Origin of the sequence: Massilia niabensis, assembly GCF_042655085.1 — a bacterium.
In the GTDB taxonomy this organism is placed as follows: domain Bacteria; phylum Pseudomonadota; class Gammaproteobacteria; order Burkholderiales; family Burkholderiaceae_D; genus Telluria; species Telluria niabensis.
Map to the genome: position 1 here is coordinate 779,677 of NZ_JBHSMU010000015.1, position 21,560 is coordinate 801,236.

Below are 21,560 nucleotides of genomic sequence, written 5' to 3' on the forward strand. Positions count from 1 at the left end.
CGCGGCCGCGTCCCGCAGACAACCTGAAGGAGAAATCGAATGGCTATCAGTGCTGCCGGCATGTTATCCGGACTCGACGTCGACGGGCTCGTCTCGTCATTGATGTCCATCGAACAGCAGCCGCTGGCGAACCTGAGGTCCAAGCAGGCGAGCTTCAATTCGAAACTGTCCGCGTTCGGCACGCTCAAGAGCGCGGTGTCGACTTTCCAGACGGCGGTCAAGGCCATTAACGGCGATGCACTGCGGGCGTTGACGCCGAGTTCGACCAAGCCGGATATCGTCGGCATCAGCGCCACCAAGGACGGCGGCGCCGCCGCCGGCTCCTATTCGGTTGAAGTGAGCAGGCTGGCGCAAAGCGACAAGCTGGTGTCGGGCGGCGTCACCCCGGGCGCCAAATTCAGCGGCGCCGGCTCGATGGACATCAGCATCGGGGGCAAGACCACCACGGTAGCGCTCACCGACGGCACCTTGTCCGGCCTGAGCGCCGCCATCAACCGGGCCAATGCCGGCGTCACCGCGACCATCCTGAACGACGGCACGAGCGACCGACTCGTCATCACCGGCAACCAGACCGGCAGTGCCAACCAGGTGAGCATTGCCGCCAGCGGCAGCCTGGCGAACTTCGGCACGGCCCCGGCAGCGGCTCCCGTGCCTGCGCCGGTACCCGAGCCGACACCTGAGCCGGATCCACTGAACCCGACGGAGCCGGCCCCCGAGCCGACCGAACCGGTGGACCCCGTCCCGGCACCCGCTCCAACCCCGGCACCCGGCATGACACGCTTGCAGGCAGCGCAAAACGCCGAGATGAAGATCGATGGGATTCCGGTCTCGAAAGCCTCGAATACAGTCACCGACGCTATCAAGGGCGTGACGCTGAACCTGGCGCAGACCAACGTGGGCAGTCCCGTCACAGTCAGCCTGGCGAAGGACAACGGGTCGATCAGCAAGGCCATCACGGGTTTCGTGGACGCCTACAATACGCTGGCCACGGCGGTGAACAAGCAGACCGCCTACAACCCGAACACCAAAACCGGCGCGGTGCTCAATGGCGATGCGTCGGCACGCTCGATCCTGATGGGCATTCGCGCCGAACTGGGCAAGGCGGCAACCGAGGTCGGGGGACTCAAGACCTTGTCCGACATCGGCATCGCCTTCCAGCGCGACGGCACGCTGAAGCTGGAGAAGCCCGCCAAGCTCGAAGCGGCCCTGACATCGAACTTCGACAGCGTGTCCAGCCTGTTTTCGTCGAACTCGGGCTTTGCCACGCGCCTGACCAAGGTAACCGACGAGATGCTCAGCACGAGAGGCGTGTTCAAGACCCGTACCGACGGCCTGAACGCGACGCTGGAAAGCCTGGAGACGAGCCAGGAGCGCATGGAGCTGCAGCTGATGCAGACCGAGAAACGCTACCGCGCGCAGTTCACCTCGCTCGATACGATGATGGTCAACATGCAGAGCATGAGCAGCTATATGTCGCAGCAGCTCGCCGCTTTGGCGGCCAATAGCGGTTATTGATATGGAAGAAAGCGCCATCCCTTGGGGATGGCGCCGTAAATGTGCCGATCATGCTGCCTCCGGGGCAGCATTTTTTTTGCGGCGGACCTAGCGACGGGCCGCCTCCCGGTCACACAACAGATCAGTAGCGCAGGAAGCTGTAGATTTTTTCCAGGCGATCCCAGCCGCTGTTACGCAAGGCTTCGCTCGTTTGCAGGGCGAACAGGCGGTCGTGCTGGAAGCGGCGGCAAAATACCTGCACCGTCTGCACCAGCACGGCCGGCGAAGGCAAGGCCTCACTGTCGGTGCATTGGGCCGCCAGCATGAACCTGACCATGCCGAAACGCGAAATCAGCCGCAGGTAGTTTTCATAGGGAGTGGCCTCGCTAAACGGGAACAAATTGCTGAACATTTCGTTCAGGACGTAATGTTCCAGCAGATACGGCGCGTCCTGTAGTGCCTGCGGCAGGCGCTCGACGCCGCGCTGGTAGTGCTCGACGATCTGCTCCTGCGTCGACTGCTCGCCGCCATCGATTGTCCGCATGCCCTTGGCGATCCTGTCGATGACCTCGCGCTGGGAGGCGGAACGTGGTGCCGAATCGCGCACGCCCCACAGGGTGGCGAATACGATGGCCTGGTTGACGTAATTCGGCTGCAGGCCCTGCAAGGCCTGGACCACCGAACCCGATTCCAGGATGACGATGAATTCCTGGATCAGGGCGGGGATGCCTTTCTGGTTGTGCGCTTCGATCGCCCCCGTGAGGCTTTCGCAGAACACGCCGAGCGCCGCCAGTTTTTCCCACAGCGCCAGGCCTTCGGTACGCATCAGCTGGAAACACAGGATGCGGATCTCGTTCATCGTCTCTACGCTCAAGCCATGCATGGGCTTGATCTTGCCGGCCGTGCTGTCGCGCACCTGGATCTTGTTCTCGACAAAATCAAAGGCGTCCGCGCTGAGCAGCGCCTGGCGCGCCGCTTCCGGGCAGGACAGGGTCAGGCTCTGTTCGACGCCACCGGCAAACTGGCGCGTCGAGCGCGGGTAGCTGAAACAGGTGTCCGAGAGGTAGGTCTCGTTCAGGTTCTTTTGCACCGCGCACAGGCTGTCCTGGATCATCGGCCAGGCGCCGCTTTCCTGGTGCAGTTCGATGCGCGCGTAGTTGGTGTCGCTCTCCTGGCTGCGCGTGCGCTTGACGCTGCTCTCGAAGACGGGCTTGAGTTCCGGATGGTTCGATTGGCGGTAGGCGTTGAAGGTCTTCTTGTCGATCGACACGCGCCAGCCCGCGCAGCAGCTGTCCTCGCAGCGGGGGCCAACGCAGCTGAATCGGCTGACATATTAGGGAACAAGGGCGGTAAGGGATCGGGAAGGATGAAGGATGGCCATGGTCGTCCGGTAGTGGGCTGGGGAGGCAGGTATTAATAGTACTTTTTGGAAACAATTGCCTCAAGCACATTTGGGGGGGTATGCCCCAATCTCCATGGCCTTGGCGCGCTTTTGTCTGATTCCACCGACAGGGTGTCGAAGCGTCATCGCATCCCGGGAGTGCAGGATGTCAGGCCGCGACGACGACGCGGTTCTTGCCGCTCTGCTTGGCCTGGTACATTGCCCGGTCCACGCGCGCCAGGAGCGCCGCCTGTTCCTCGTTCGGCAGCCGCAGCGCGACGCCGGCCGAGAAGGTGATCAAGAGCTTCTCGTTATCGTGCAGGAAGAAGTGCTTGGTCAGCTCGCGCTGCAGGCGCACCATCGTCTGCACGGCCGCCTCGATCGGCGTTTCGGGCAGCATGATCATGAATTCCTCGCCGCCGAAGCGGGCGATCACGTCCATCGAGCGCAGCGCCGCCTTCACCACTTTGGCCAGGTGGCGCAGGGCGTTGTCGCCGACCAGGTGGCCATAGGTATCGTTCAGGCGCTTGAAGTTGTCGAGGTCGAGCAGGGCCACGCACAGGGGCGTGCCACGCCGGTCGGCGCGAGCGCTTTCGCGCTCGAAAACATCATCCAGCCCGCGCCGGTTGAGGGTGCCGGTGAGCTGGTCTTCGCGCACCAGTTCGCTCATGTGGCGCAGTTCGGCTTCCAGTGCGCGGATCCTGCTTTCCGCTTCCTGCACCTCGCGGTGGGCCTCGAGCATGCGGTCGCGCGAAGCGAGCGCCTCGGCCTGGGCGTGGCGCGTTTCGCGCAGCACTTCGTCCATCACCTCGTTCAGTTCGCCGATGTCGCCCGCATGGCGGATGCGCTCGGAAAAGCCGCCCATCTTGTCGTGGAAGTCCCCGGTCGCCGCCGCCACCGTTCCCAGGCGGTCGATGAAGGTCATCATCATGTTCTTGACGGTGGCCTTCATGTCCGACAGGTTGTGCTTGAGCTGGCCCTGCTTGTAGATCACGTCCTTCAGGCTGCGCGTCGCGTCTTCCAGCGCGCGGTGGTCGATCGGGCCGGCAATGAGCTCCTGCACGGCGGCGATCTGGCCGCGCATCCAGCTGTCCTCGTCCAGCAGTTCGCTGACGTTTTCCAACAGCAGCTTGAACAGGCGCAGCAGCAGTTCCTGCTGCTCGGCGCTGTCGCCGCTGTGCAGTTCGATCTGGAAGCAGAGTTCCTTCAGGCGAGTGGCGATTTCCTGCAGCGCCGCGTCGCTGTGCGCGATCTTCACGGCCGCGCCCAGCGACTCGGCCTCTTTGGCCAGCGTCGGGCTGGCCGGCAGCAGCGAGGCCAGGGCAAAGGCCAGCGTGCGGCTGAGCAGTTCGCGCAGCAGGCGCGTGTCGCGGCTTTCCATGCCGTAGGTGACGCCGGGCGGAATGCCGCGCTTCAAATGTTTTTCGACCAGTTGCGACAGGGCGCGCGCATACCCATCCCAGTCGCGCTGCTGGACGGCGCGGTTCAGGCGGCGGCCATAGTCGGCCAGCTCTCCGGGCGTGTCGGTCAGTTGCGTGGCGAAGCCGCCCAGCACCGCTTCAGCTGCATGCGCCGGAGCGGGGCCGGGCAGGGCAGGGGGCGGCGCAGGGGTAGGCGCAACTGCGGGAATCCCGGCGATCTCGTTATAGATGTCGCGGTAGGCGTCGGGCGTGGGGGCAACCCGGCGCGTCGCCAGGCGCCGGAAGGCTTCCCGGGCAATATCGACGGGATTCTGGGCGGGCGGCGGAGTCTGGTTCGGCATGGTGAAGCGCAAGGCATTGACTGATTATCGCGATGATAAGCAGTTTTTCTTTTCGTCATTGCGCGAAAAGAGGCCGGAAAGCGTCTTACTTAACGGCAATGCTTGTTAGTCACCGTGCATAAGTCACCCTTGATGCGGGCCTATTCAACTAGCTGGTTGCGAATCGCGTAGTGCGTCAACTCGGCGCTGTTCTTGAGGTTCATCTTCGCCAGCAGCCGCGCGCGGTATTCGCTCACCGTCTTCACTGACAGCGACAGTTCGCGCGCAATGTCGCTGACCGTCTTGCCGGACGCGATCATCGTCAGCGTCTGGAACTCGCGGTCGGACAGGCTGTCGTGCGCCGGCGCGTCATGATCGAGCCCGACCTGGCTGGCCAGCGCCTGGGCCAGCGTGACACTGACGTATTTCTGGCCGCCCGCCACCTGGCGGATCGCGGTGACGAGCTCGCGTGGTGCGCTCTGCTTGGTGAGGTAGCCGGCGGCGCCGGCCTTCAAAGCGCGGATCGCGTACTGGTCTTCGCGGTGCATCGACAGCATCAGCACGGCCAGGTCGGGCCGCTCCTGCTTGATCTGCTTCAGCACTTCGATACCGTTGCGGTCGGGCATGGAAATGTCGAGCAGGACGACATGGCAGCGCGACTTGCGGAACAGCTTGATGGCATCCAGCCCGTTCTCGGCTTCGCCGGCGACGACGATGTCACCCTGCTCGGCCAGGATCTGTTTCAGGCCCTCGCGCACGATGGCATGGTCGTCGGCAATGAATACGCGGATGGTGGCTTTGTCGGTCATTGTTACCTGGGTTCGCTACTGGGTGCCGGCGCCGGCGTCGATGCCGGGGCCAGCCTGATCTTGATGGTCACCATCGTGCCACCTCCGGGCGCCGCCGACAAGGTCAACGTGCCGCCCAGCGCGCGCGCGCGCTCGCTCATGCCGCGCAGGCCGAAGGAATGGGGCTTCAGGCGGTCGGCCGCGGCAATGCCGCGGCCGTTGTCGCAGATGGCAAGCACAAGGTGCTGGCGCACGCGGCGCAAGGTCACCGTGACGCGGGTGGCGCCGGCGTGCTTGGCGACATTCGTCAGCGCTTCCTGGAAGATACGGAACAGTGCGGCCGCGTGGTCCGGGTCGAGCTCGTGCTCGAGATCAAGCGCCCGATCCGCGCTGCGGAAGATGCAGGCGATGCCGGCCTGCTTTTCGAACTCGCGCGCCTGCCACTCAAGCGCGGCGACGATGCCGAGGTCGAGCGTCGAGGGCCGCAGGTCGAGCGAGATGCGGTGCACCGCCTCGATCGTGCGGTCGACCAGGTCGTCGAGGTAGGTGGCCTTTTCCAGCAGTTGCGGCTGTTCCGGCGGCAGGCGGCTGCTCAGCATCGACAGCGCCATCTTGATGGCCGTCAGGTTGCCGCCCAGGTCGTCATGGATTTCGCGCGCGATGCGGGCGCGTTCCTGTTCCTTCACCTGCTCGATGTGGTCGGTCAGTTCGGCCAGCCGGGCGCGCGAACGCAGCGCGTCCTGCTGCTCGTTCTTGCTGTCGGTGATGTTGGTCATGATGCCGTCCCATTGCACCGCGCCATTGGGCGCAGTATGGGGCGTGGCGCGCAGGTTGATCCACTTGACGTCTTTCCAGGCGTCGATCCAGATGCGGCCCTCCCAGTTCCAGCTTGATAAGCCGATTTTCGACACCGCCATCGCTTCCAGGTAGCCCTTGCGGTCCTCCGGCAGGATCAGGCGCAGGAACAGGTCGGGGTCCGCCTGCAGCGCGAGCGGCTGCACCCCGAGCAGGGGCGCGCAGCCTTCGCTCAGGTAGGGGAAGGCGTGGGTGCCGTCGGCGTGCAGCAGGAACTGGTACACCAGGCCCGGCGTGTGGTTGACGATCGCGTTGAAGCGCGCCTCGTATTGGGCCAGTGCGTGCGCGAGCGCGGTGGCGGCGGCCTGTTCTGTCGACAAGTCGTCGCCGATCGCCACCAGCAGCGCGCGGCCGTCGCGCTGGGCGCGCAGGAAAGTCAGCCGGGCCGGATAGGTGCTGCCGTCGGCGCGGCGCAGGGACGTGCGCAGGCAGTGTTGTTCGCTGATACCTTCGCCGATGTCCTCGCCGAGCGTGGCGGCCAGATCCTGCAGCTGGCCCTCGGCCAGGCTAGGGAGGATGGTGGCCGCGGGCATGCCCTTGAGCGGGGTGCCGTCGTAGCCGAGGTTGGTGCGCGCAGTGCCGTTGACGTCAACCAGTGTCAGCGTGTCGGCGTCGATCAGGTAGATTTCGGCCGGCGCAGCCTGCATGGGCGCTGCAAGCGCCGGATCGAGGCCCGTCATGGCCCTTCGCTCCCGTCGGGTTTGCGGCGCCGCCGCCACAGCGACACGAAGCGGCGCAGGGCGCGCGCGCTGCGCGTGGCATGGCGGCTGCCGAACGGTACCGAGGGCCGCAACTGGTAGCGCAGGCGGCGCAGCACGCGCCGCAGGCTGGACACCGAACGGCGTACGAGGATGAGTGTCGGGCTGGCAAGTAGGCGCGTAATAAATTGATCCTTGAGCGTCATGAAGCGATTGTGCCACCGAGCGAACCAGACGAGCGCCAGCAAGGAAGGCAGGGTCAGCACATAAATGCGGGCAACGACGACTGCGCCGCCGGCCTTGGCGAGGACGAAGACGCTCCCGCCCCACAGCACATGGCCCTTCGCCATCGCCAGCAGCGCCAGCAGTTTGACGGGCATGAGCAGCAGGCCGGGCAGGGCGAAGACCAGCAGCGCCCAGTACGGGGGCAGGCGCCGCACCCCGTCCTCCAGCGCGCGCAGCGGCGGCCAGTTCGCCAGGGTCGACGCAAACCAGTTGCCGACCTTCCACAGCCATTCCTCGGCCAGCAGCACCAGCGCCGTCAGGTACAGCAGCGGCGCCAGCACGAGGCTGCGTGGAAAAGAAGAGGTCGTCATCGCACCAATGATACGGGAATTGCGCGGCTTTTCCCTGCTGCCTGCGGCTACAATGAGACTTATGAATAAAGCATTCGTAAAAGAATCCGACAACGACGACGATGACGAAGCCGTCGCGCTGGCGCAGGCGATTCCCGCCGGCGCCAAGAATTACATTACCCCTGCCGGCTACAAAGCCATCAAGGACGAACTGCTGCAGCTGATCGACGTCGACCGGCCGGAAGTGGTGCGCATCGTGCATTGGGCCGCTTCGAACGGCGACCGCTCGGAAAACGGCGACTACATCTACGGCAAGCGCCGCCTGCGCGAAATCGACCGCCGCATCCGCTTCCTCACCAAGCGCATGGATTCGGCCTTCATCGTCGATCCGAGCGTGCATCACGGCAACGACCAGGTCTTTTTCGGGGCCACCGTCACTTATGTGAACAAGGCGGGGGACGAGCACACGGTCACCATCGTCGGCATCGACGAGCTCGACCCGTTGCGCGGGCGCATCAGCTGGGTGTCCCCGGTAGCGCGCGCGCTGACCAAGGCGCGGGAAGGCGACGTCATCACCTTGCAAACACCCAACGGCAGCGAGGAACTCGAAATCGTCTCGGTCGAGTATCCGGAGCCCATCACTGACTGATCCCGACTGATCCTGACTGAGCTGGTAAGATGGCGGCTTGCCTTATTTGCCGCTCATTTGCCTTGCTCAGGCCTGACATGAATCGTCCCACCGACACCGCACGCGAGTCCGACGTCCTGGCCGCGCTGCGCCAGGCAACCGGCTCGCGCCACGAGCGGCTCGATAGCGGCCTGCCGCTCTCCAGCCCCGACGCCACCCTCGCCGATTACGCCCACCACCTCCATTTGTTGCGCGACTGGCTCACGCCGATGGACGTGTGGCTCGGCGCCTACAACGACGGCCCGCAAGGCCCGGGCCGCATTGCCGTCGCGCCGCACCTCCCACTGATCGCGGCCGACCTTGCCGAGCCGTCGCTGGCAAACCATCAAAGCAATGAACGGACAGGCGCCGCACCCTGGCCGGCCGGCGCCAGCGCCGCCTACCGCTGGGGCGTGGCGTATGTCGTCGAAGGCTCGCAACTGGGCGGCGCCGTGCTCTACAAGCGCCTGGCGCAGCAACTGGCGCCCCATCCGCTGCGCTACCTGCGCGGCGCGGGCGAGGGCGGACCGGGCCCGCGCTGGCGCGCCTTCATGGAAACGCTGCGCGCCGAAGTGCGCAGCGAGGCGGACGTGGCGGAAGCCTGTGCCGGTGCCTGCGATGCGTTCGACCGCATCCTGGCCCTGGCGTTTGGTGGGCGAAGCGGGAACTGACGGGCGCCTTCGGCACCCTCTAATGACTATCTTGCACTGCCAAGCTGGCGCGCTCGCGTTCGGCTCGCACGCCTGTAGCGTTCAATATTGACGAGAAGGCACATATTGTTTCCGAAGCTGCCACTTTATTGAGCACAAAAACGACAACATCAGCGAATCTGTTAAATGATGTTGCCCTATGGAAATCTCAAGACTACACTTTGTTCCGTAACTGAACAGGGCAAACTCCGTGAAAGCGGAGGACGCAAAGTCAACGGTCTAATGAGCCACACGGCTCGATGACGGCAGGACTGCCAGGCAATCGACACAACGCGTAGCGACTTCCGCTCCAGCACCATCGTTTTGGCCAGCAATCCTGCGATCACCACTATTTACAGGATTTGCAGCCATGCATACCGCTTTCAACATCGCCTCATCCCGCAAAACCGCCGCCGCGCTCGCCGTTGCCGGCCTGTCATTGGCCCTCGGTACTGAAGCGAACGCCGCCCCTGCTGGCGAGTTCGCCCGCGGCCGCATCCTGATCGAGGCGCGCGCCGGCTTGTCGGACGCCGAACTCGACACGCTCGTCAAGGCTCATGGCGGCAAGCGCCGCAAGCTCGGCCAGAGCCGCATGCATGTCGTCGACCTGCCGCCCGGCCTGTCCGAAGAGGAGGCGGTCGAGAAGCTGTCGCGTCGTCCTGAACTGAAGTTCGCGGAACTGGACCGCAAGGTGACGGTGGCGATGGCCGTCAACGACCCGTATATCGGCAGCGCCTGGCACCTGGGCAAGATCGGCGCCCCGGCCGCCTGGGACAGCACCCAGGGCAGCGGCGTCACGATCGCCGTGCTCGATTCAGGCGTGAATGGCGCCCATCCCGATCTGAAAGACCGCATGGTTCCTGGCTTCAACGTCTATAACAACACGACCGATACCAGCGACCTGTGCGGCCACGGCACGGCGGTGGCAGGCACCTCGGCGGCCACCATGAACAATGCGCTGGGCGTCGCCGGCGTCGCCGGCGCGGCCCGGATCATGCCGATCCGCGTCGCCTTCAAGGACGCAAGCGGCAGCTGCCCGGCCTATCTCAGCACCATTGCCAATGGCATCACCTGGGCCGCCGACCACGGCGCCAGGATTGCCAACGTCAGTTTCGCAGGCATTGCGGGCAGCTCGGCCGTGAAAAGCGCGGCGCGCTACATGAAAAACAAAGGGGGGCTGGTGTTCATCTCGGCCGGCAATAACAATGTTGACGAGAACGTGGTGCCGGACACAGCCTTCATCATCGTGTCCTCGACCGACAGCTACGACCGCAAGTCGAGCTTCTCGAGCTGGGGCAGCTTTGTCTCCCTGGCGGCGCCTGGTTCGGGCATCTGGACCACCAACAGTTCGCTCGGCTATTCGTCCAAGAGCGGCACTTCGTTCGCCAGCCCGGTCACCGCAGGTGTGGCAGGCCTGGTGATGGCCGCGCGGCCAGACCTGAACGCCGACCAGGTCGAGTCGCTCCTGTTCAAGACCTCGGTCGACCTGGGTGTGGCCGGGCGCGACCCGGTCTTCGGGTATGGCCGCGTCGACGCCGCCGCCGCTGTCGGCGCAGCTCGCGCCTACGTCCAGGCAGCCGATACCATCGCCCCGCTGGCGGCGATCGCCGCGCCCCTGGGCAGCAGCACGGTGTCCGGTTCGGTGCCGGTGAGTGTCAATTCTTCCGACAACGTTGGCGTGGCACGCGTCGAGCTGAAGGTCAATGGCACCGTCGTCGCCACCGACAGCGCCGCACCGTACAGCTTCAGCTGGAACTCGACCGGCGTGGCAAATGGCATGGCGTCGCTGGTCGCCGTTGCCTACGATGCTGCCGGCAATATGGGTACATCGGCCACAGTGCCGGTCAACGTCGCCAATAGCACCTCGACCATCGCAACGGTGAGCGACACGGTCGCGCCGGTTGTGACGATCAACAACCCGGTCGCTGGCGCGGTGAGCGGCACGGTGGCGATCAGTGTCAGCGCCACCGACAACGCTGGTGCGGCGGGTATCCGCACCAGCCTGGCCATCGACGGCAAGGTCGTGGCGAACGGCCAGGGCGGTTCGCTCTCGTACAGCTGGAACACGCGCAAAGCAGCGGCTGGGACCCATACCGTCGCCGTCACTGCACGCGATGCGGCGGGCAATGCCGGTTCTAGGTCGGTCAGCGTCACTGTGCGTTGATCAAGTCACACGCGTTGACGCCGGTCTAGAGAAAGAAATGGCGCCCGAGCAGGCTGTGTAATTAGTCTGCAGCGCCGGTAAACCAACAGAGCCTCCCAAGGTCAAACCCGGGAGGCTTTGTTCATTCTGGTGGGGACGCCCGAACGCCTGGCGGGCGGCCGGCCCTACCTGTTCCGGTTAGCGTTTCCCGGCGTAGCGGCGGCGCATCACGCCGAAGGCCAGCGCGCCTGCGCCCAGCAGTGCAACCGACCCTGGCTCCGGAACTTCGGCAGGGGGGGCGACGATTTCCCGCTCGAAGGCGCCCACGTACACGCTTTCGGGTCCTCCCGCAGTGCTGCCCGCGGCGAACTGGATGCCGCCGCCGAGGATGCATTGCGACAGCGTGGGACAGTTTCCGACGGCTTGTGCAGCCTGGGCGTCGTCAAGAATAAACCGGTATTCGCCGGACTGGCCAATGCCACCAGTTTCGGTCAAGAACAGGTCGGGCCCTACATACGAATATGTCGTGAGCGTGTTATTGAATGTACTGAAGAGACTGAGGTAAAGGTCGGTCAGGGTGGCAGTGCTGTCGTTGATGCCGAGCTCGTCGATGTTCACAACAAAGCCGAGCTGTCCAGCACTCGTCAGGCCGGCAATATCGCTGAGCCGATAGGTACGATTGATGGCAAGATTGTCCCCACCGTCCAAGCCCTCCTCGCAGGCCCGGCTCGGGTTGTTCGAACCGCCGCTGGCGGTAGGCCTGACGCAACCAGACTCGATGCCGTCTCCGTTGCCGGTGTCATTCACCGTTACCACGGTACGCACGGCGCCAAGTCCAGTTCCCGTAGTTGGGGTACCGTTCACAGGAATCAGGTTCGCAAACGCTGGCGCGGCACCGGCGACCAGTGTTGCTCCAAGTGCGACTTTAAGGAAAATAGATTTCATTACGAGACTCCGCAAAAACACTTCGTTGACGTACAGAAATACAACAGAACGTACGAAAATAGAGAAGCAATTTGCGAGCCCATGTAAAGACATTGAGCGTAATCAGTTACTTATCGTGGGTAGAATTGTAACAGAGTGGCTATGTGTAAAAAATACCGGCAGTTTCTGAAAGTAATGATTTTTTAGAATAAACTTTATTGAAAGCTCGTCATTTCAGAATTTAATTCAAAATTGAAAGAAAAATCTTGATTTTGTTCTTTAGTGGCTAAGAGCGCCTAATAAAACCTTCAGAGCAAGGCGCGGCGACGAAGACAGTACGACTGTACGGCGAGGAGCTGCAACGCAGCTATGGAGGGTTTGTTAGGCGCTCTAAAGCGGATTGACCGCCTGTACACGCTCGCAGGTGTCCACGCTGCACTTGGTCAAGCATTGTTCCGGAGCGCGTCACCCTGTCAAATGCCGCCGGGTCCACTTGGCAAGGTCGCAAAAAAATAGCCCACCAAGGTGGGCAACAGATATCGTCCATCAGGAAGGGTCAGGCGCGTTCGCGCTCCACCCGGTTCACTCCCGCCACCCGCCGCAGGTTGCGGATCAGGTGCGCCAGGTGCACGCGGTCCTTCACCTGGATGGTGAAACGCAGCTGGGTCATCATATGCTCGTCGTCCTCGTCCATGCCGACATAGGTGATGTTGCCGTCGGATTCGCCGATCTCGGCCGCCACGCGCGCGAGGATGCCTTTTTCGTTGTTGATCAGGAGGCGGATGCGGCAGTCGAAGCGGCGGTTCAGTTCCTCGCCCCATTGCACGGCGATCCAGCGGTCCGGTTCCTTCACACGCAGGCGCTTGGCGGGCAGGCAGTCGCAGGTGTGCACCACCAGGCCCTGGTCGCGGCGCAGCTGGCCGCTTATCTGGTCGCCCGGGATCGGCAGGCAACACGGCGCCAGTTGCACCGACACGCCTTCGCTGCCGTAGATCGTGACCGGGTCGATGTCGCCGCTGACGCCGCACACATTCGGCGTCAATGAAGACGAGCGGCTGTCCGATTCGCCATCCATCAGGCCGAAGATGTGGCGCGCGACCAGGGCCGGCATGCGCTTGCCGATGCCGATGTCGGCATACAGCTCGTCCATCGACTTGGCCGAGGACTCGGCCAGCAGCCGGTCGATGGTCGTGGGCGACAGCTCGCCTTCGATGTTGCGCGCGGCCAGTGCCTGGGACAGCAGTTCCTGGCCGAGTTCGACCGACTCGTTGACGTTGACGGTACGCAGGTGGTGGCGGATCGCCGAGCGCGCCTTGCCGGTGCGTACATAGCTGAGCCAAGTCGGGCTCGGGCGCGAATCCGGGTCGGTGACGATTTCGACGATGTCGCCGTTGTGCAGTTCGGTGCGCAGCGGCTGGGTTTCGTTGTTGATCTTGACCGATACCGTATGGTCGCCGATGCCGGTGTGGATCGAATACGCGAAGTCGAGCGCCGTCGCGCCACGGGGCAGGGCGATGATCTTCGACTTCGGCGTGAAGACGTAGACCGAGTCCGGGAACAGGTCGACCTTCACGTGCTCGAGGAATTCGGCCGAGTCGCCGGTCTGCTGCTGGATGTCGAGCAGCGACTGCAGCCACGCATGGGTGCGCTGCTGCAGGTCGGACATGTTCTGGTCGCCCGTCTTGTACAGCCAGTGCGCCGCCACGCCGCTTTCCGCGGTGCGGTGCATGTCCTGGGTGCGGATCTGGAATTCGACAGGGGTGCCGTAGGGGCCGATCAGGGTCGTGTGCAGCGACTGGTAGCCGTTGATCTTGCGGATCGCGATGTAATCCTTGAACTTGCCGGGCATCGGCTTGTACAGGCCGTGCAGGGAGCCGAGCGCCACGTAACAGTTCGGGATGTTGTCGACCACGACGCGGAAACCGTACACGTCAAGCACCTGCGAGAACGACAGGTGCTTGTTGCGCATCTTTTTATAGATGCCGTACAGGGTTTTTTCGCGGCCGTAGACCTCGGCCTGGATGCCGGCCATCGACAGCGTGTGCTTGACCGATTCGAGGATCTTCTTGACGACTTCGCGGCGGTTGCCGCGCGCCGCCTTGACGGCCTTGGCCAGGGTACGGTAGCGCAGCGGGTAGAGGTGCGAAAACGCCAGGTCCTGCAGCTCGCGGTAGATGTTGTTCAGGCCGAGGCGGTGCGCGATCGGCACATACACTTCCATCGTCTCGCTCGCGATGCGCCGCCTTTTGGCGGCGACCATCGCGCCGAGCGTGCGCATGTTGTGCAGGCGGTCGGCGAGCTTGATCAGGATCACGCGCACGTCGGAGGCCATGGCGAGCAGCATCTTGCGGAAGTTTTCCGCCTGCGCTTCGACCAGGCTCTGGAACTCGATCTTTTCCAGCTTCGACAGGCCGTCGACGAGGTTCGCCACCTGCGGGCCGAAGCGCTCGAGCAGCTCTTCCTTCTTGACGTCCTGGTCTTCGATCACGTCGTGCAGCAAGGCGGCCATGATGGCCTGGGCGTCGAGCTTCCACTCGGCGCAGATCTCGGCGACGGCGATCGGGTGCGAAATATAGGGCTCGCCGGATTTGCGCACCTGGCCCAGGTGCATCTCGTCGGAGAAGCGGTAGGCTTCCTTGACCTTCTTGAGTTCGGCGGGGGTGAGGTACTCCGACAGCTGGTTGATCAGCTGCGTGACCGAGGCAACACCGGGAGCGGGGGACTCGGGAATTTCTTGCGGCTTGCCCGGACGCTTGGCCCGGGTGGGGGTGTTGCCTGAATGTGTCGAGTCCGGGGGGAACAGGTTCATACGTTATGTCAATCAGCCGCAGTGTGGTGACAGAATAACAGAATTACGGGCGGGCACAGGCAGGCAAACGGGCGCTTACATCGGCACTTTTTTGAGCATTTCCACGCCAACTTTACCGGCGGCGATTTCGCGCAGCGCGACGACGGTCGGCTTGTCTTTTGCTTCGACCTTCGGAGTATGGCCCTGCAGCAGCTGGCGCGCACGGTAGGTGGCGGCCAGGGTCAGCTGGAAGCGGTTCGGGATGTTTTTGAGGCAATCTTCGATGGTGATACGGGCCATGTGTAGCTCCTGAATAGACAAAGTACAGCGGCGTCGACGACGCCGAAGAATTACGTGGGTTGGTGCGCGTGGATACCCAGCTGGGCAAACAGCGAGGCGTTGCGGGCAGCCTGTTGGGCAAAGCGGCAACGTGTCGCCTGGACTATCGCCTGTAGTTGGGCCAAGGCGACATTGAACTCTTCGTTGATGATAGCATATTCGAACTCGGGAGCGTGAGCGATCTCACCCCCGGCAGCCAGCAAACGGCGCGTAATGATGTGCGGTTCGTCGGTGCCGCGCTTGTGCAGGCGCTGCTCCAGCGCCTCGATCGACGGCGGCAGGATGAAAATGCCGGCCGCGTCCGGGAACTGCTTCTTCACCTGGCGCGCACCCTGCCAGTCGATCTCCAGCAGGATATCGGTGCCGCTCTTCATTTTCTCTTCGACGCTCAAGCGGCTGGTGCCGTAGTAATTGCCGTGCACTTCAGCCCATTCCAGGAATTCACCGCGGTCGGCGCGCTCCACGAAGTCTTCGGCGGTGGTGAAGTGGTATTCGCGGCCGTCCTGCTCGCCCGGACGCGGCGGGCGCGTCGTGGTCGAGATCGACAGCTGGATGCCCGGCTCCTGCGCCAGCAGCGCATTGACCAGGGTCGATTTGCCGGCGCCCGATGGCGCGGCGACGACGAACAGGCTGCCGGAGAAAGCGGTGGTGATCATGGGGTAGTTCCTTTGGTTCGTGTGTTCTTGGTTGCGACCATGTCGCGTTTGTTCATGATATAGCTGAACGCGTGAGCGGGAAACCCGCCCACCCTACATGTATGCCAGTAACGTTACCGATATACCCATAGGGTGGGCGGGTCCCCCGCTCACGCGTTCAAGCGGCCGATGATGACTCGCGCCGCGAATGTAATTTCTGCTTACTCCAGGTTCTGCACCTGCTCCCGCATCTGCTCGATCAGCAATTTCAGCTCCATCGAGGCATCCGCCAGTTCCTTCACCGAGGCCTTGGCGCCCAGCGTATTGGCTTCGCGGTTCAGTTCCTGCATCATGAAGTCCAGCCGCTTGCCGACCTGGCCGCCTTTTTTCAGGATGTGGCGGGTTTCGTTCAGGTGGGCCGACAGGCGCGACAGTTCTTCCGACACGTCGATGCGGATGCCGTACAGCGTCACTTCCTGGCGGATCCGCTCGAACACTTCCTGGCGGCTCAAGACCGACTGGTTGCCGTGGCCCGCCAGCCCCAGCGCGTCCTGCATGCGCTCGACGGCCTTTTGCTGGAATTGCGCGATGACCTGGGGGATCAGCGGCGTGATGCGCTTGACGATCGCTTCCATGGAGTCGATCCGCGACTGCAACATGGCTTCCAGTGCCGCGCCTTCGCGCCGGCGGCTGTCCACGAACGCGGCGATCGTTTTCGCGGTCAGTGCGGCCACATCCGCCTGGAGCGATTCCTGGCCGATGTTCGATTCCTCGACCACGCCAGGCCAGCGCAGCAGTTCTGCCACCGACATCAAAGGCGCCGAAACAAAGTGGCGGGTGACTTCCGTCTGCAAGCGCGCCAAGTCGGCCAGCAAACCATGATTGAGCGCCTGGGCGCCGCCGGCGACCTTGCGGCCGAACGACAGGCGGGCTTCGACTTTGCCGCGGGTGATGGCGGCCATGATGGCGGCGCGCAGGTCCGGTTCCAGCGCGCGCAATTCGTCGTTGATGCGGAACTGGAGATCGAGAAAGCGCGAATTGACGCTCTTGAGCTCGATCGTGAGGGTGCCGGCAGCGCCTTCGCTGGTGGCAACCGCATAGCCTGTCATGCTAGAAATGCTCACTAATGTCCCCGGTTTTTATGCTTTACAAGACCGACATTTATCCACACAATCGCCGTGTTACGCAAGGGACTCTTCAGTATGGCCGCACAAAATAACGCACCCTTGCCGGAAGGGCTGGAGATTGCCGGATATCGCATTGTAAAGAAAATCGCGTCCGGCGGGTTCAGTATTGTCTATCTTGCATATGACGCCGAAGGCAGCGCTGTCGCCATCAAGGAGTACCTGCCGAGCGCGCTCGCGCTGCGCCAGCCGGGCGAGCTGGCGCCCTCGATCGCGAGGTCGAACCTGCCCCTGTTCCGCATCGGGCTGAAGTGTTTTTTTGAGGAGGGGCGGGCGCTGGCGCGCATCATCCACCCGAACGTGGTGCGCATCCTGAACTTCTTCCGCGCGAATGAGACCGTGTACATGGTGATGGCTTACGAGTCCGGCCACTCGCTGCAGGAACACATTGCACGCAGTGCAGGCAAGGGCAGTCGCCTCGGCGAGGCGTTCATCCGTCAGGTATTCGACGGCGTCTGCCGCGGCTTGCGCGAAACCCACGCCAACAAGCTGCTGCACCTCGACCTGAAGCCGGCCAACATCTACCTGCGCACTGACGGCTCGCCGATCCTGCTCGACTTCGGCGCGGCGCGCCAGGCGGTGGGCAACGATGTGCCGACGCTCGCGCCCATGTACACGCCCGGCTTCGCGCCGCCCGACCTGTATGCCCGAGGCCTGCCGCTGGGACCGTGGTCCGACATCTACAGCCTGGGTGCCTCGATGTTTGCCTGCATGACGGGTGCTCCGCCGCAGGCCGCCGACGCGCGCAAGGCCGAGGACAAACTGCCCGCCCAGTTCGACATGTTGGCAAGCACCTATTCGCCGGAGCTGATCGCCATGGTGCGCGCCTGCCTGTCGCTCGATCCGATGGCGCGCCCGCAAAGCGTGTTCGCCGTCCAGAAGGTGCTGCAGGCGGCGCCGGTGACGCCTCTGGCGGCAGAAGCGCAGGAAACACATGACGCAGCCGAGCAACCCGCCGGCGGCCTGCGCCGTTTGCTGGGCCGGCTCGGTTCATTTGGCCGGGTGCAAAACGGCAGCAAGAATTAAGGAGGCACCATGCAGTTTTCCGTCTACCAGCAAAGCCATATCGGCGGCCGCCGCGTCAACCAGGACCGGATGGGCTACTGCTTCACGCGCGACGCGCTGCTGCTGGTGCTGGCCGACGGCATGGGCGGCCACCAGCATGGCGAAATCGCGGCCACCATCGCCATGCAGACGCTGTCGATGATGTTCCAGATGGGGGCGCGGCCGTATATTAAAAAACCGGAACGCTTTCTTGAAGAAGCGCTGGTGCAGGCACACCGCGACATCCTTGCCTACACGGCGCGCCACAAGCTGCCCGAGAGCCCGCGCACGACAGTGGTCGCCTGCCTGGTGCAGCACAACTGCGCGGTATGGGCGCATTGCGGCGACTCGCGCCTGTACTGGGTGCGGCGCAACCAGGTGCTGGCGCAGACGCGCGACCATTCGCACCTCGAATACCTGATCGCGAAGGGCCTGGCCGGCCCGCATGAACGCATGACCCATCCCGACCGCAACAAGCTCTACAACTGCCTGGGGGCGACCACCCCGCCGCGCATCGAGCTGTCGCGCCAGGCGAACCTGGAATCCGGCGACGTGCTGCTGCTGTGTTCCGACGGCCTCTGGTCGATGGTGCCCGACGCCGAGATCGTGCAAAAACTGGCCACCCAGACCGTGGTGCAGGCCGTGCCCGATCTGGTCGCCATGGCGACCGCCATCGGTGGCCCGCGCGCCGACAACACGACCGCGCTGGCGATCAGCTGGCAGGGCGCGGACCACGCCGGCGCCACTGGTCCGAATGTGATCTCGACCCAGCTCCTGCCGGAAGACCAGGTCAGCAGCACCATCAGCAATATAGGAAGATCGTCGGAATCAGCGGCGGCCATGGCCGACGCCGATTCCGACCCCTTCGACGAAGACGAGATCGAAAAGGCGATTGCGGAGATCAACCAGGCGATCGAGAAGTCGTCCCAGTTGCTTAAATAATTACTCAATCAATAAAAGGTTCACCATGACGTTTGCATCCCGCCCGAGCGGCCGCGCAGTCGACCAGCTGCGCACCATCCGCATCACGCGCCAGTACACGAAACATGCCGAAGGCTCGGTGCTGATCGAGTGCGGCGACACCAAGGTGATCTGCACCGCCAGCATCGAAGAGAAGGTGCCTGGCTTCCTGAAGGGCAAAGGGCAGGGCTGGCTGACGGCCGAATACGGCATGCTGCCGCGCTCGACGCACACGCGCATGGACCGCGAAGCGGCGCGCGGCAAGCAGTCGGGCCGCACCCAGGAAATCCAGCGCCTGATCGGCCGCTCGCTACGCGCCGCCTTCGACCTGGAAGCCTTCGGCGAACGCACGCTGCACCTCGATTGCGACGTGATCCAGGCCGACGGCGGCACCCGCACCGCCTCGATCACCGGCGCCATGGTCGCGGCCCATGACGCTTTCAGCGCACTGGTGGCGCGCGGGCTGCTGCCATCCGTGCCGGTGAAGCATTTTGTGGCGGCGATCTCGGTCGGCGTCTACCAGGGCATGCCGGTGCTCGACCTCGACTACGTCGAGGATTCGGGCTGTGACACCGACATGAACGTGGTGATGACCGAAGCCGGCCATTTCATCGAAGTGCAGGGCACGGCCGAGGGCGCAGCGTTCGACCGCGCGGGCATGAACCGCCTGCTCGACCTGGCGCAGGGCGGGATTGCGGAGCTGGTGCGGATGCAGAAGCAGGCGCTCGGTATCGCTGGCTGATCCGGGACCGCGGCACCGGCGATGTCGCGGGCGAACGGGTAAAATACCCCCTTCGCTCTATCCCGCCTGACTCCCACCATGACCCAACGCCTCATCCTCGCCTCGAACAACGCCGGCAAGCTCAAGGAATTCCAGCAAATCCTCGGGCCCATCGGTTTCACCCTGCACCCGCAGGGCGAATTCAACGTGCCCGAAGCCGAGGAGCCGCATGCCACTTTTGTCGAGAACGCACTGGAAAAGGCGCGTCACGCGTCGCGCCTGACCGGGCTGCCGGCGCTGGCCGACGACTCGGGCGTATGCGTCAACGCGCTCGGCGGTGCACCTGGCGTCTACTCGGCCCGCTTCGCCGGCGAACCGAAGTCTGACGCGCGCAACAACGACAAGCTGGTGGCCGACCTGGCGCATCACGCCGACAAATCCGCCTATTATTACTGCGTGCTGGTCTACGTGCGCCACGCCGACGATCCCCAGCCGATCATCGCCGACGGCCGCTGGGATGGCGAGATCATCGACACGCCGCGCGGCGAGAACGGCTTCGGCTACGACCCGTACTTCCTGATTCCGTCGCTTGGCAAGACCACAGCCGAACTGACGCCGGCGGAAAAAAACGCGCAGTCGCATCGGGGCCAGGCCCTGCGTGCACTGGTAGGGAAGCTGCGATGATCCCGATCAAAGTCGCGGGCGCGAAGGTCAGTGAACCGCGCAACCCCGCTACCGCAGCATTGCAATACCTGCAGCCGGGCGCGCTCAATCTCACCGCCTTGCCGCCGCTGTCGCTGTACATCCACTTCCCCTGGTGCGTGCGCAAGTGCCCGTATTGCGACTTCAATTCGCACGAGGCCAAGGGCGAACTGCCGGAGAAGGCCTACCTCGACGCGGTGCGCCTCGACCTCGAACAGTCGCTGCCGCTGATCTGGGGCCGCAAGATCCATACGGTGTTCATCGGCGGCGGCACGCCCAGCCTGATGACGGCAAGCGGTCTCGATCGCCTGCTGTCCGATGTGCGCACCTTGCTGCCGCTGGAGATCGACGCCGAGATCACGATGGAGGCGAATCCCGGCACCTTCGAGGTCGAGAAATTCCGCCAGTACCGCGACAGCGGCGTGAACCGCCTGTCGATCGGCATCCAGAGTTTCAATGGAGACCACCTGAAATCGCTCGGCCGCATCCACGACGAGCGCGAGGCGCTGCGCGCGGTGGAGATCGCCCACTCGACCTTTGACAACTTCAACCTCGACCTGATGTACGCGCTGCCGTCGCAGACGCTCGAGCAAGCGCACAGCGACCTGCAGACGGCACTGTCGTTCGCGCCGCCGCACCTGTCGCTGTACCACCTGACGATGGAGCCGAACACGGTCTTCGCCAAGTATCCGCCGGCGCTGCCCGACGACGATACCAGCGCCGACATGCAGGACATGATCGCGGAGACGATGCGGGGCGCCGGTTATGACCATTACGAAGTGTCGGCATATGCAAAACCGGGCCGGCTGGCGCGCCACAACCTGAATTACTGGAATTTCGGCGACTACCTTGGAATAGGTGCGGGCGCGCACTCGAAAATCTCGTTCCCGCACCGCATCCTGCGCCAGGCCCGCTTCAAGCAGCCGGCCTCCTTCATGGAAGCGGCGCAACGCGGCAACCCGGTGCAGGAAGAGCACGAGATCGCGCGCGCCGACATGGGTTTCGAATTCATGCTCAACACGCTGCGCCTGACCGGCGGTTTCGACCCGAATCTGTTCGGCGAACGCACCGGCATGAGCATCACGGCGATCAGCAAGGCGCTCGATGCCGCCGAAGCCAAGGGTTTGCTGTACCGCGATTTCAAGCTGATCCGGCCGACCGAACTCGGCCAGCGTTTCCTCAATGATTTACAAGAGATGTTTTTAGGCGAAACGAAGTAGGGTCAGGAAGTA

At 63.7% G+C, this 21,560-nt stretch carries 18 protein-coding genes, 1 pseudogene and 1 riboswitch; of the genes and pseudogenes, 9 read left to right on the plus strand and 10 right to left on the minus strand.

Going from position 1 to position 21,560, the window contains the following annotated elements; all coding sequences use genetic code 11:
* Nucleotides 1-39: 39 nt before the first annotated feature.
* Entirely contained in the window at nt 40-1,515 is a 1,476-nt protein-coding gene (fliD, locus tag ACFPN5_RS17945) for a flagellar filament capping protein FliD (RefSeq protein ID WP_379785146.1), read from the plus strand.
* A gap of 121 nt (nt 1,516-1,636) precedes the next feature.
* Here fliD and fliB read toward each other — a convergent pair.
* From fliB to ACFPN5_RS17970, 5 genes and pseudogenes are all read right to left on the minus strand, one after another.
* A pseudogene (gene fliB, locus ACFPN5_RS17950) lies at nt 1,637-2,815 on the minus strand (flagellin lysine-N-methylase); the annotation flags it as partial.
* A 229-nt stretch (nt 2,816-3,044) separates the two neighbouring features.
* On the minus strand, nt 3,045-4,637 hold the full coding sequence (locus ACFPN5_RS17955) for a GGDEF domain-containing protein (RefSeq protein WP_379785147.1): 1,593 nt from the start codon (nt 4,635-4,637) through the stop codon (nt 3,045-3,047).
* Nucleotides 4,638-4,777: 140 nt separating this feature from the next.
* Nucleotides 4,778-5,425, minus strand: coding sequence for a response regulator (locus ACFPN5_RS17960; protein WP_379785148.1), 648 nt, complete (start codon nt 5,423-5,425; stop codon nt 4,778-4,780).
* Nucleotides 5,426-5,427: 2 nt separating this feature from the next.
* Nucleotides 5,428-6,939, minus strand: a complete 1,512-nt coding sequence (locus ACFPN5_RS17965) for a sensor histidine kinase (protein WP_379785149.1) — start codon at nt 6,937-6,939, stop codon at nt 5,428-5,430.
* On the minus strand, nt 6,936-7,553 hold the full coding sequence (locus ACFPN5_RS17970) for a hypothetical protein (protein WP_379785150.1): 618 nt from the start codon (nt 7,551-7,553) through the stop codon (nt 6,936-6,938). The genes ACFPN5_RS17965 and ACFPN5_RS17970 overlap by 4 nt, the downstream gene beginning before the upstream one ends.
* A gap of 61 nt (nt 7,554-7,614) precedes the next feature.
* Here ACFPN5_RS17970 and greB point away from each other — a divergent pair, with 61 nt between their 5' ends.
* The 3 genes from greB to ACFPN5_RS17985 all read left to right on the plus strand — a co-directional run bounded on the left by greB (nt 7,615) and on the right by ACFPN5_RS17985 (nt 11,052).
* Nucleotides 7,615-8,181 carry a transcription elongation factor GreB gene (gene greB, locus ACFPN5_RS17975; protein WP_379785151.1) on the plus strand — a complete coding sequence of 189 codons (567 nt, stop codon included), beginning with the start codon at nt 7,615-7,617 and terminating at the stop codon, nt 8,179-8,181.
* Nucleotides 8,182-8,258: 77 nt separating this feature from the next.
* Complete coding sequence (locus ACFPN5_RS17980) at nt 8,259-8,870, plus strand: biliverdin-producing heme oxygenase (RefSeq protein ID WP_379785152.1); 612 nt, start codon at nt 8,259-8,261, stop codon at nt 8,868-8,870.
* A 209-nt stretch (nt 8,871-9,079) separates the two neighbouring features.
* A riboswitch (cyclic di-GMP riboswitch) is annotated at nt 9,080-9,168 on the plus strand.
* 90 nt (nt 9,169-9,258) lie between these two features.
* Nucleotides 9,259-11,052 (plus strand): S8 family serine peptidase, encoded by a 1,794-nt coding sequence (locus ACFPN5_RS17985; protein ID WP_379785153.1) that lies wholly within the window; start codon nt 9,259-9,261, stop codon nt 11,050-11,052.
* A gap of 177 nt (nt 11,053-11,229) precedes the next feature.
* Here ACFPN5_RS17985 and ACFPN5_RS17990 read toward each other — a convergent pair whose 3' ends face one another.
* The 5 genes from ACFPN5_RS17990 to ACFPN5_RS18010 form a co-directional block, all read right to left on the minus strand.
* Nucleotides 11,230-11,976 (minus strand): PEP-CTERM sorting domain-containing protein, encoded by a 747-nt coding sequence (locus ACFPN5_RS17990; RefSeq protein WP_379785154.1) that lies wholly within the window; start codon nt 11,974-11,976, stop codon nt 11,230-11,232.
* A gap of 535 nt (nt 11,977-12,511) precedes the next feature.
* Nucleotides 12,512-14,764 (minus strand): RelA/SpoT family protein, encoded by a 2,253-nt coding sequence (locus ACFPN5_RS17995; protein WP_379785155.1) that lies wholly within the window; start codon nt 14,762-14,764, stop codon nt 12,512-12,514.
* Nucleotides 14,765-14,839: 75 nt separating this feature from the next.
* Entirely contained in the window at nt 14,840-15,043 is a 204-nt protein-coding gene (rpoZ, locus tag ACFPN5_RS18000; RefSeq protein ID WP_193688750.1) for a DNA-directed RNA polymerase subunit omega, read from the minus strand.
* A 50-nt stretch (nt 15,044-15,093) separates the two neighbouring features.
* On the minus strand, nt 15,094-15,738 hold the full coding sequence (gene gmk, locus ACFPN5_RS18005) for a guanylate kinase (protein ID WP_379785156.1): 645 nt from the start codon (nt 15,736-15,738) through the stop codon (nt 15,094-15,096).
* A gap of 200 nt (nt 15,739-15,938) precedes the next feature.
* The gene (locus tag ACFPN5_RS18010) at nt 15,939-16,826 is read right to left on the minus strand and encodes a YicC/YloC family endoribonuclease (protein ID WP_379785738.1); all 888 of its coding nucleotides are present in this window, start codon (nt 16,824-16,826) and stop codon (nt 15,939-15,941) included.
* Between the two features lie 93 nt (nt 16,827-16,919).
* Here ACFPN5_RS18010 and ACFPN5_RS18015 point away from each other — a divergent pair, with 93 nt between their 5' ends.
* From ACFPN5_RS18015 to hemW, 5 genes are all read left to right on the plus strand, one after another.
* Nucleotides 16,920-17,927, plus strand: a complete 1,008-nt coding sequence (locus ACFPN5_RS18015; RefSeq protein WP_379785157.1) for a serine/threonine protein kinase — start codon at nt 16,920-16,922, stop codon at nt 17,925-17,927.
* 9 nt (nt 17,928-17,936) lie between these two features.
* A complete protein-coding gene (locus tag ACFPN5_RS18020) occupies nt 17,937-18,887 on the plus strand; it encodes a PP2C family protein-serine/threonine phosphatase (protein WP_379785158.1) in 951 nt (316 codons plus the stop codon).
* Nucleotides 18,888-18,912: 25 nt separating this feature from the next.
* Nucleotides 18,913-19,647, plus strand: a complete 735-nt coding sequence (gene rph / locus ACFPN5_RS18025; RefSeq protein ID WP_379785159.1) for a ribonuclease PH — start codon at nt 18,913-18,915, stop codon at nt 19,645-19,647.
* Between the two features lie 78 nt (nt 19,648-19,725).
* Nucleotides 19,726-20,310 carry an RdgB/HAM1 family non-canonical purine NTP pyrophosphatase gene (rdgB, locus tag ACFPN5_RS18030; protein WP_379785160.1) on the plus strand — a complete coding sequence of 195 codons (585 nt, stop codon included), beginning with the start codon at nt 19,726-19,728 and terminating at the stop codon, nt 20,308-20,310.
* Nucleotides 20,307-21,548, plus strand: coding sequence for a radical SAM family heme chaperone HemW (gene hemW / locus ACFPN5_RS18035; RefSeq protein ID WP_379785161.1), 1,242 nt, complete (start codon nt 20,307-20,309; stop codon nt 21,546-21,548). The genes rdgB and hemW overlap by 4 nt, the downstream gene beginning before the upstream one ends.
* Nucleotides 21,549-21,560 lie beyond the last annotated feature (12 nt).

Bases quoted from the DNA above. Each gene is read 5' to 3' on its own strand.
- ACFPN5_RS17980 (WP_379785152.1), top strand. From the start codon at position 8,259: ATGAATCGTCCCACCGACACCGCACGCGAGTCCGACGTCCTGGCCGCG.
- ACFPN5_RS17960 (WP_379785148.1), bottom strand. From the start codon at position 5,425: ATGACCGACAAAGCCACCATCCGCGTATTCATTGCCGACGACCATGCC.
- ACFPN5_RS17985 (WP_379785153.1), top strand. From the start codon at position 9,259: ATGCATACCGCTTTCAACATCGCCTCATCCCGCAAAACCGCCGCCGCG.
- ACFPN5_RS17955 (WP_379785147.1), bottom strand. From the start codon at position 4,637: ATGCCGAACCAGACTCCGCCGCCCGCCCAGAATCCCGTCGATATTGCC.
- ACFPN5_RS17970 (WP_379785150.1), bottom strand. From the start codon at position 7,553: ATGACGACCTCTTCTTTTCCACGCAGCCTCGTGCTGGCGCCGCTGCTG.
- gmk (WP_379785156.1), bottom strand. From the start codon at position 15,738: ATGATCACCACCGCTTTCTCCGGCAGCCTGTTCGTCGTCGCCGCGCCA.
- rdgB (WP_379785160.1), top strand. From the start codon at position 19,726: ATGACCCAACGCCTCATCCTCGCCTCGAACAACGCCGGCAAGCTCAAG.
- rpoZ (WP_193688750.1), bottom strand. From the start codon at position 15,043: ATGGCCCGTATCACCATCGAAGATTGCCTCAAAAACATCCCGAACCGC.
- greB (WP_379785151.1), top strand. From the start codon at position 7,615: ATGAATAAAGCATTCGTAAAAGAATCCGACAACGACGACGATGACGAA.
- ACFPN5_RS17990 (WP_379785154.1), bottom strand. From the start codon at position 11,976: ATGAAATCTATTTTCCTTAAAGTCGCACTTGGAGCAACACTGGTCGCC.
- ACFPN5_RS18015 (WP_379785157.1), top strand. From the start codon at position 16,920: ATGGCCGCACAAAATAACGCACCCTTGCCGGAAGGGCTGGAGATTGCC.
- ACFPN5_RS18020 (WP_379785158.1), top strand. From the start codon at position 17,937: ATGCAGTTTTCCGTCTACCAGCAAAGCCATATCGGCGGCCGCCGCGTC.
- fliD (WP_379785146.1), top strand. From the start codon at position 40: ATGGCTATCAGTGCTGCCGGCATGTTATCCGGACTCGACGTCGACGGG.
- rph (WP_379785159.1), top strand. From the start codon at position 18,913: ATGACGTTTGCATCCCGCCCGAGCGGCCGCGCAGTCGACCAGCTGCGC.
- ACFPN5_RS18010 (WP_379785738.1), bottom strand. From the start codon at position 16,826: ATGACAGGCTATGCGGTTGCCACCAGCGAAGGCGCTGCCGGCACCCTC.
- ACFPN5_RS17995 (WP_379785155.1), bottom strand. From the start codon at position 14,764: ATGAACCTGTTCCCCCCGGACTCGACACATTCAGGCAACACCCCCACC.
- hemW (WP_379785161.1), top strand. From the start codon at position 20,307: ATGATCCCGATCAAAGTCGCGGGCGCGAAGGTCAGTGAACCGCGCAAC.
- ACFPN5_RS17965 (WP_379785149.1), bottom strand. From the start codon at position 6,939: ATGACGGGCCTCGATCCGGCGCTTGCAGCGCCCATGCAGGCTGCGCCG.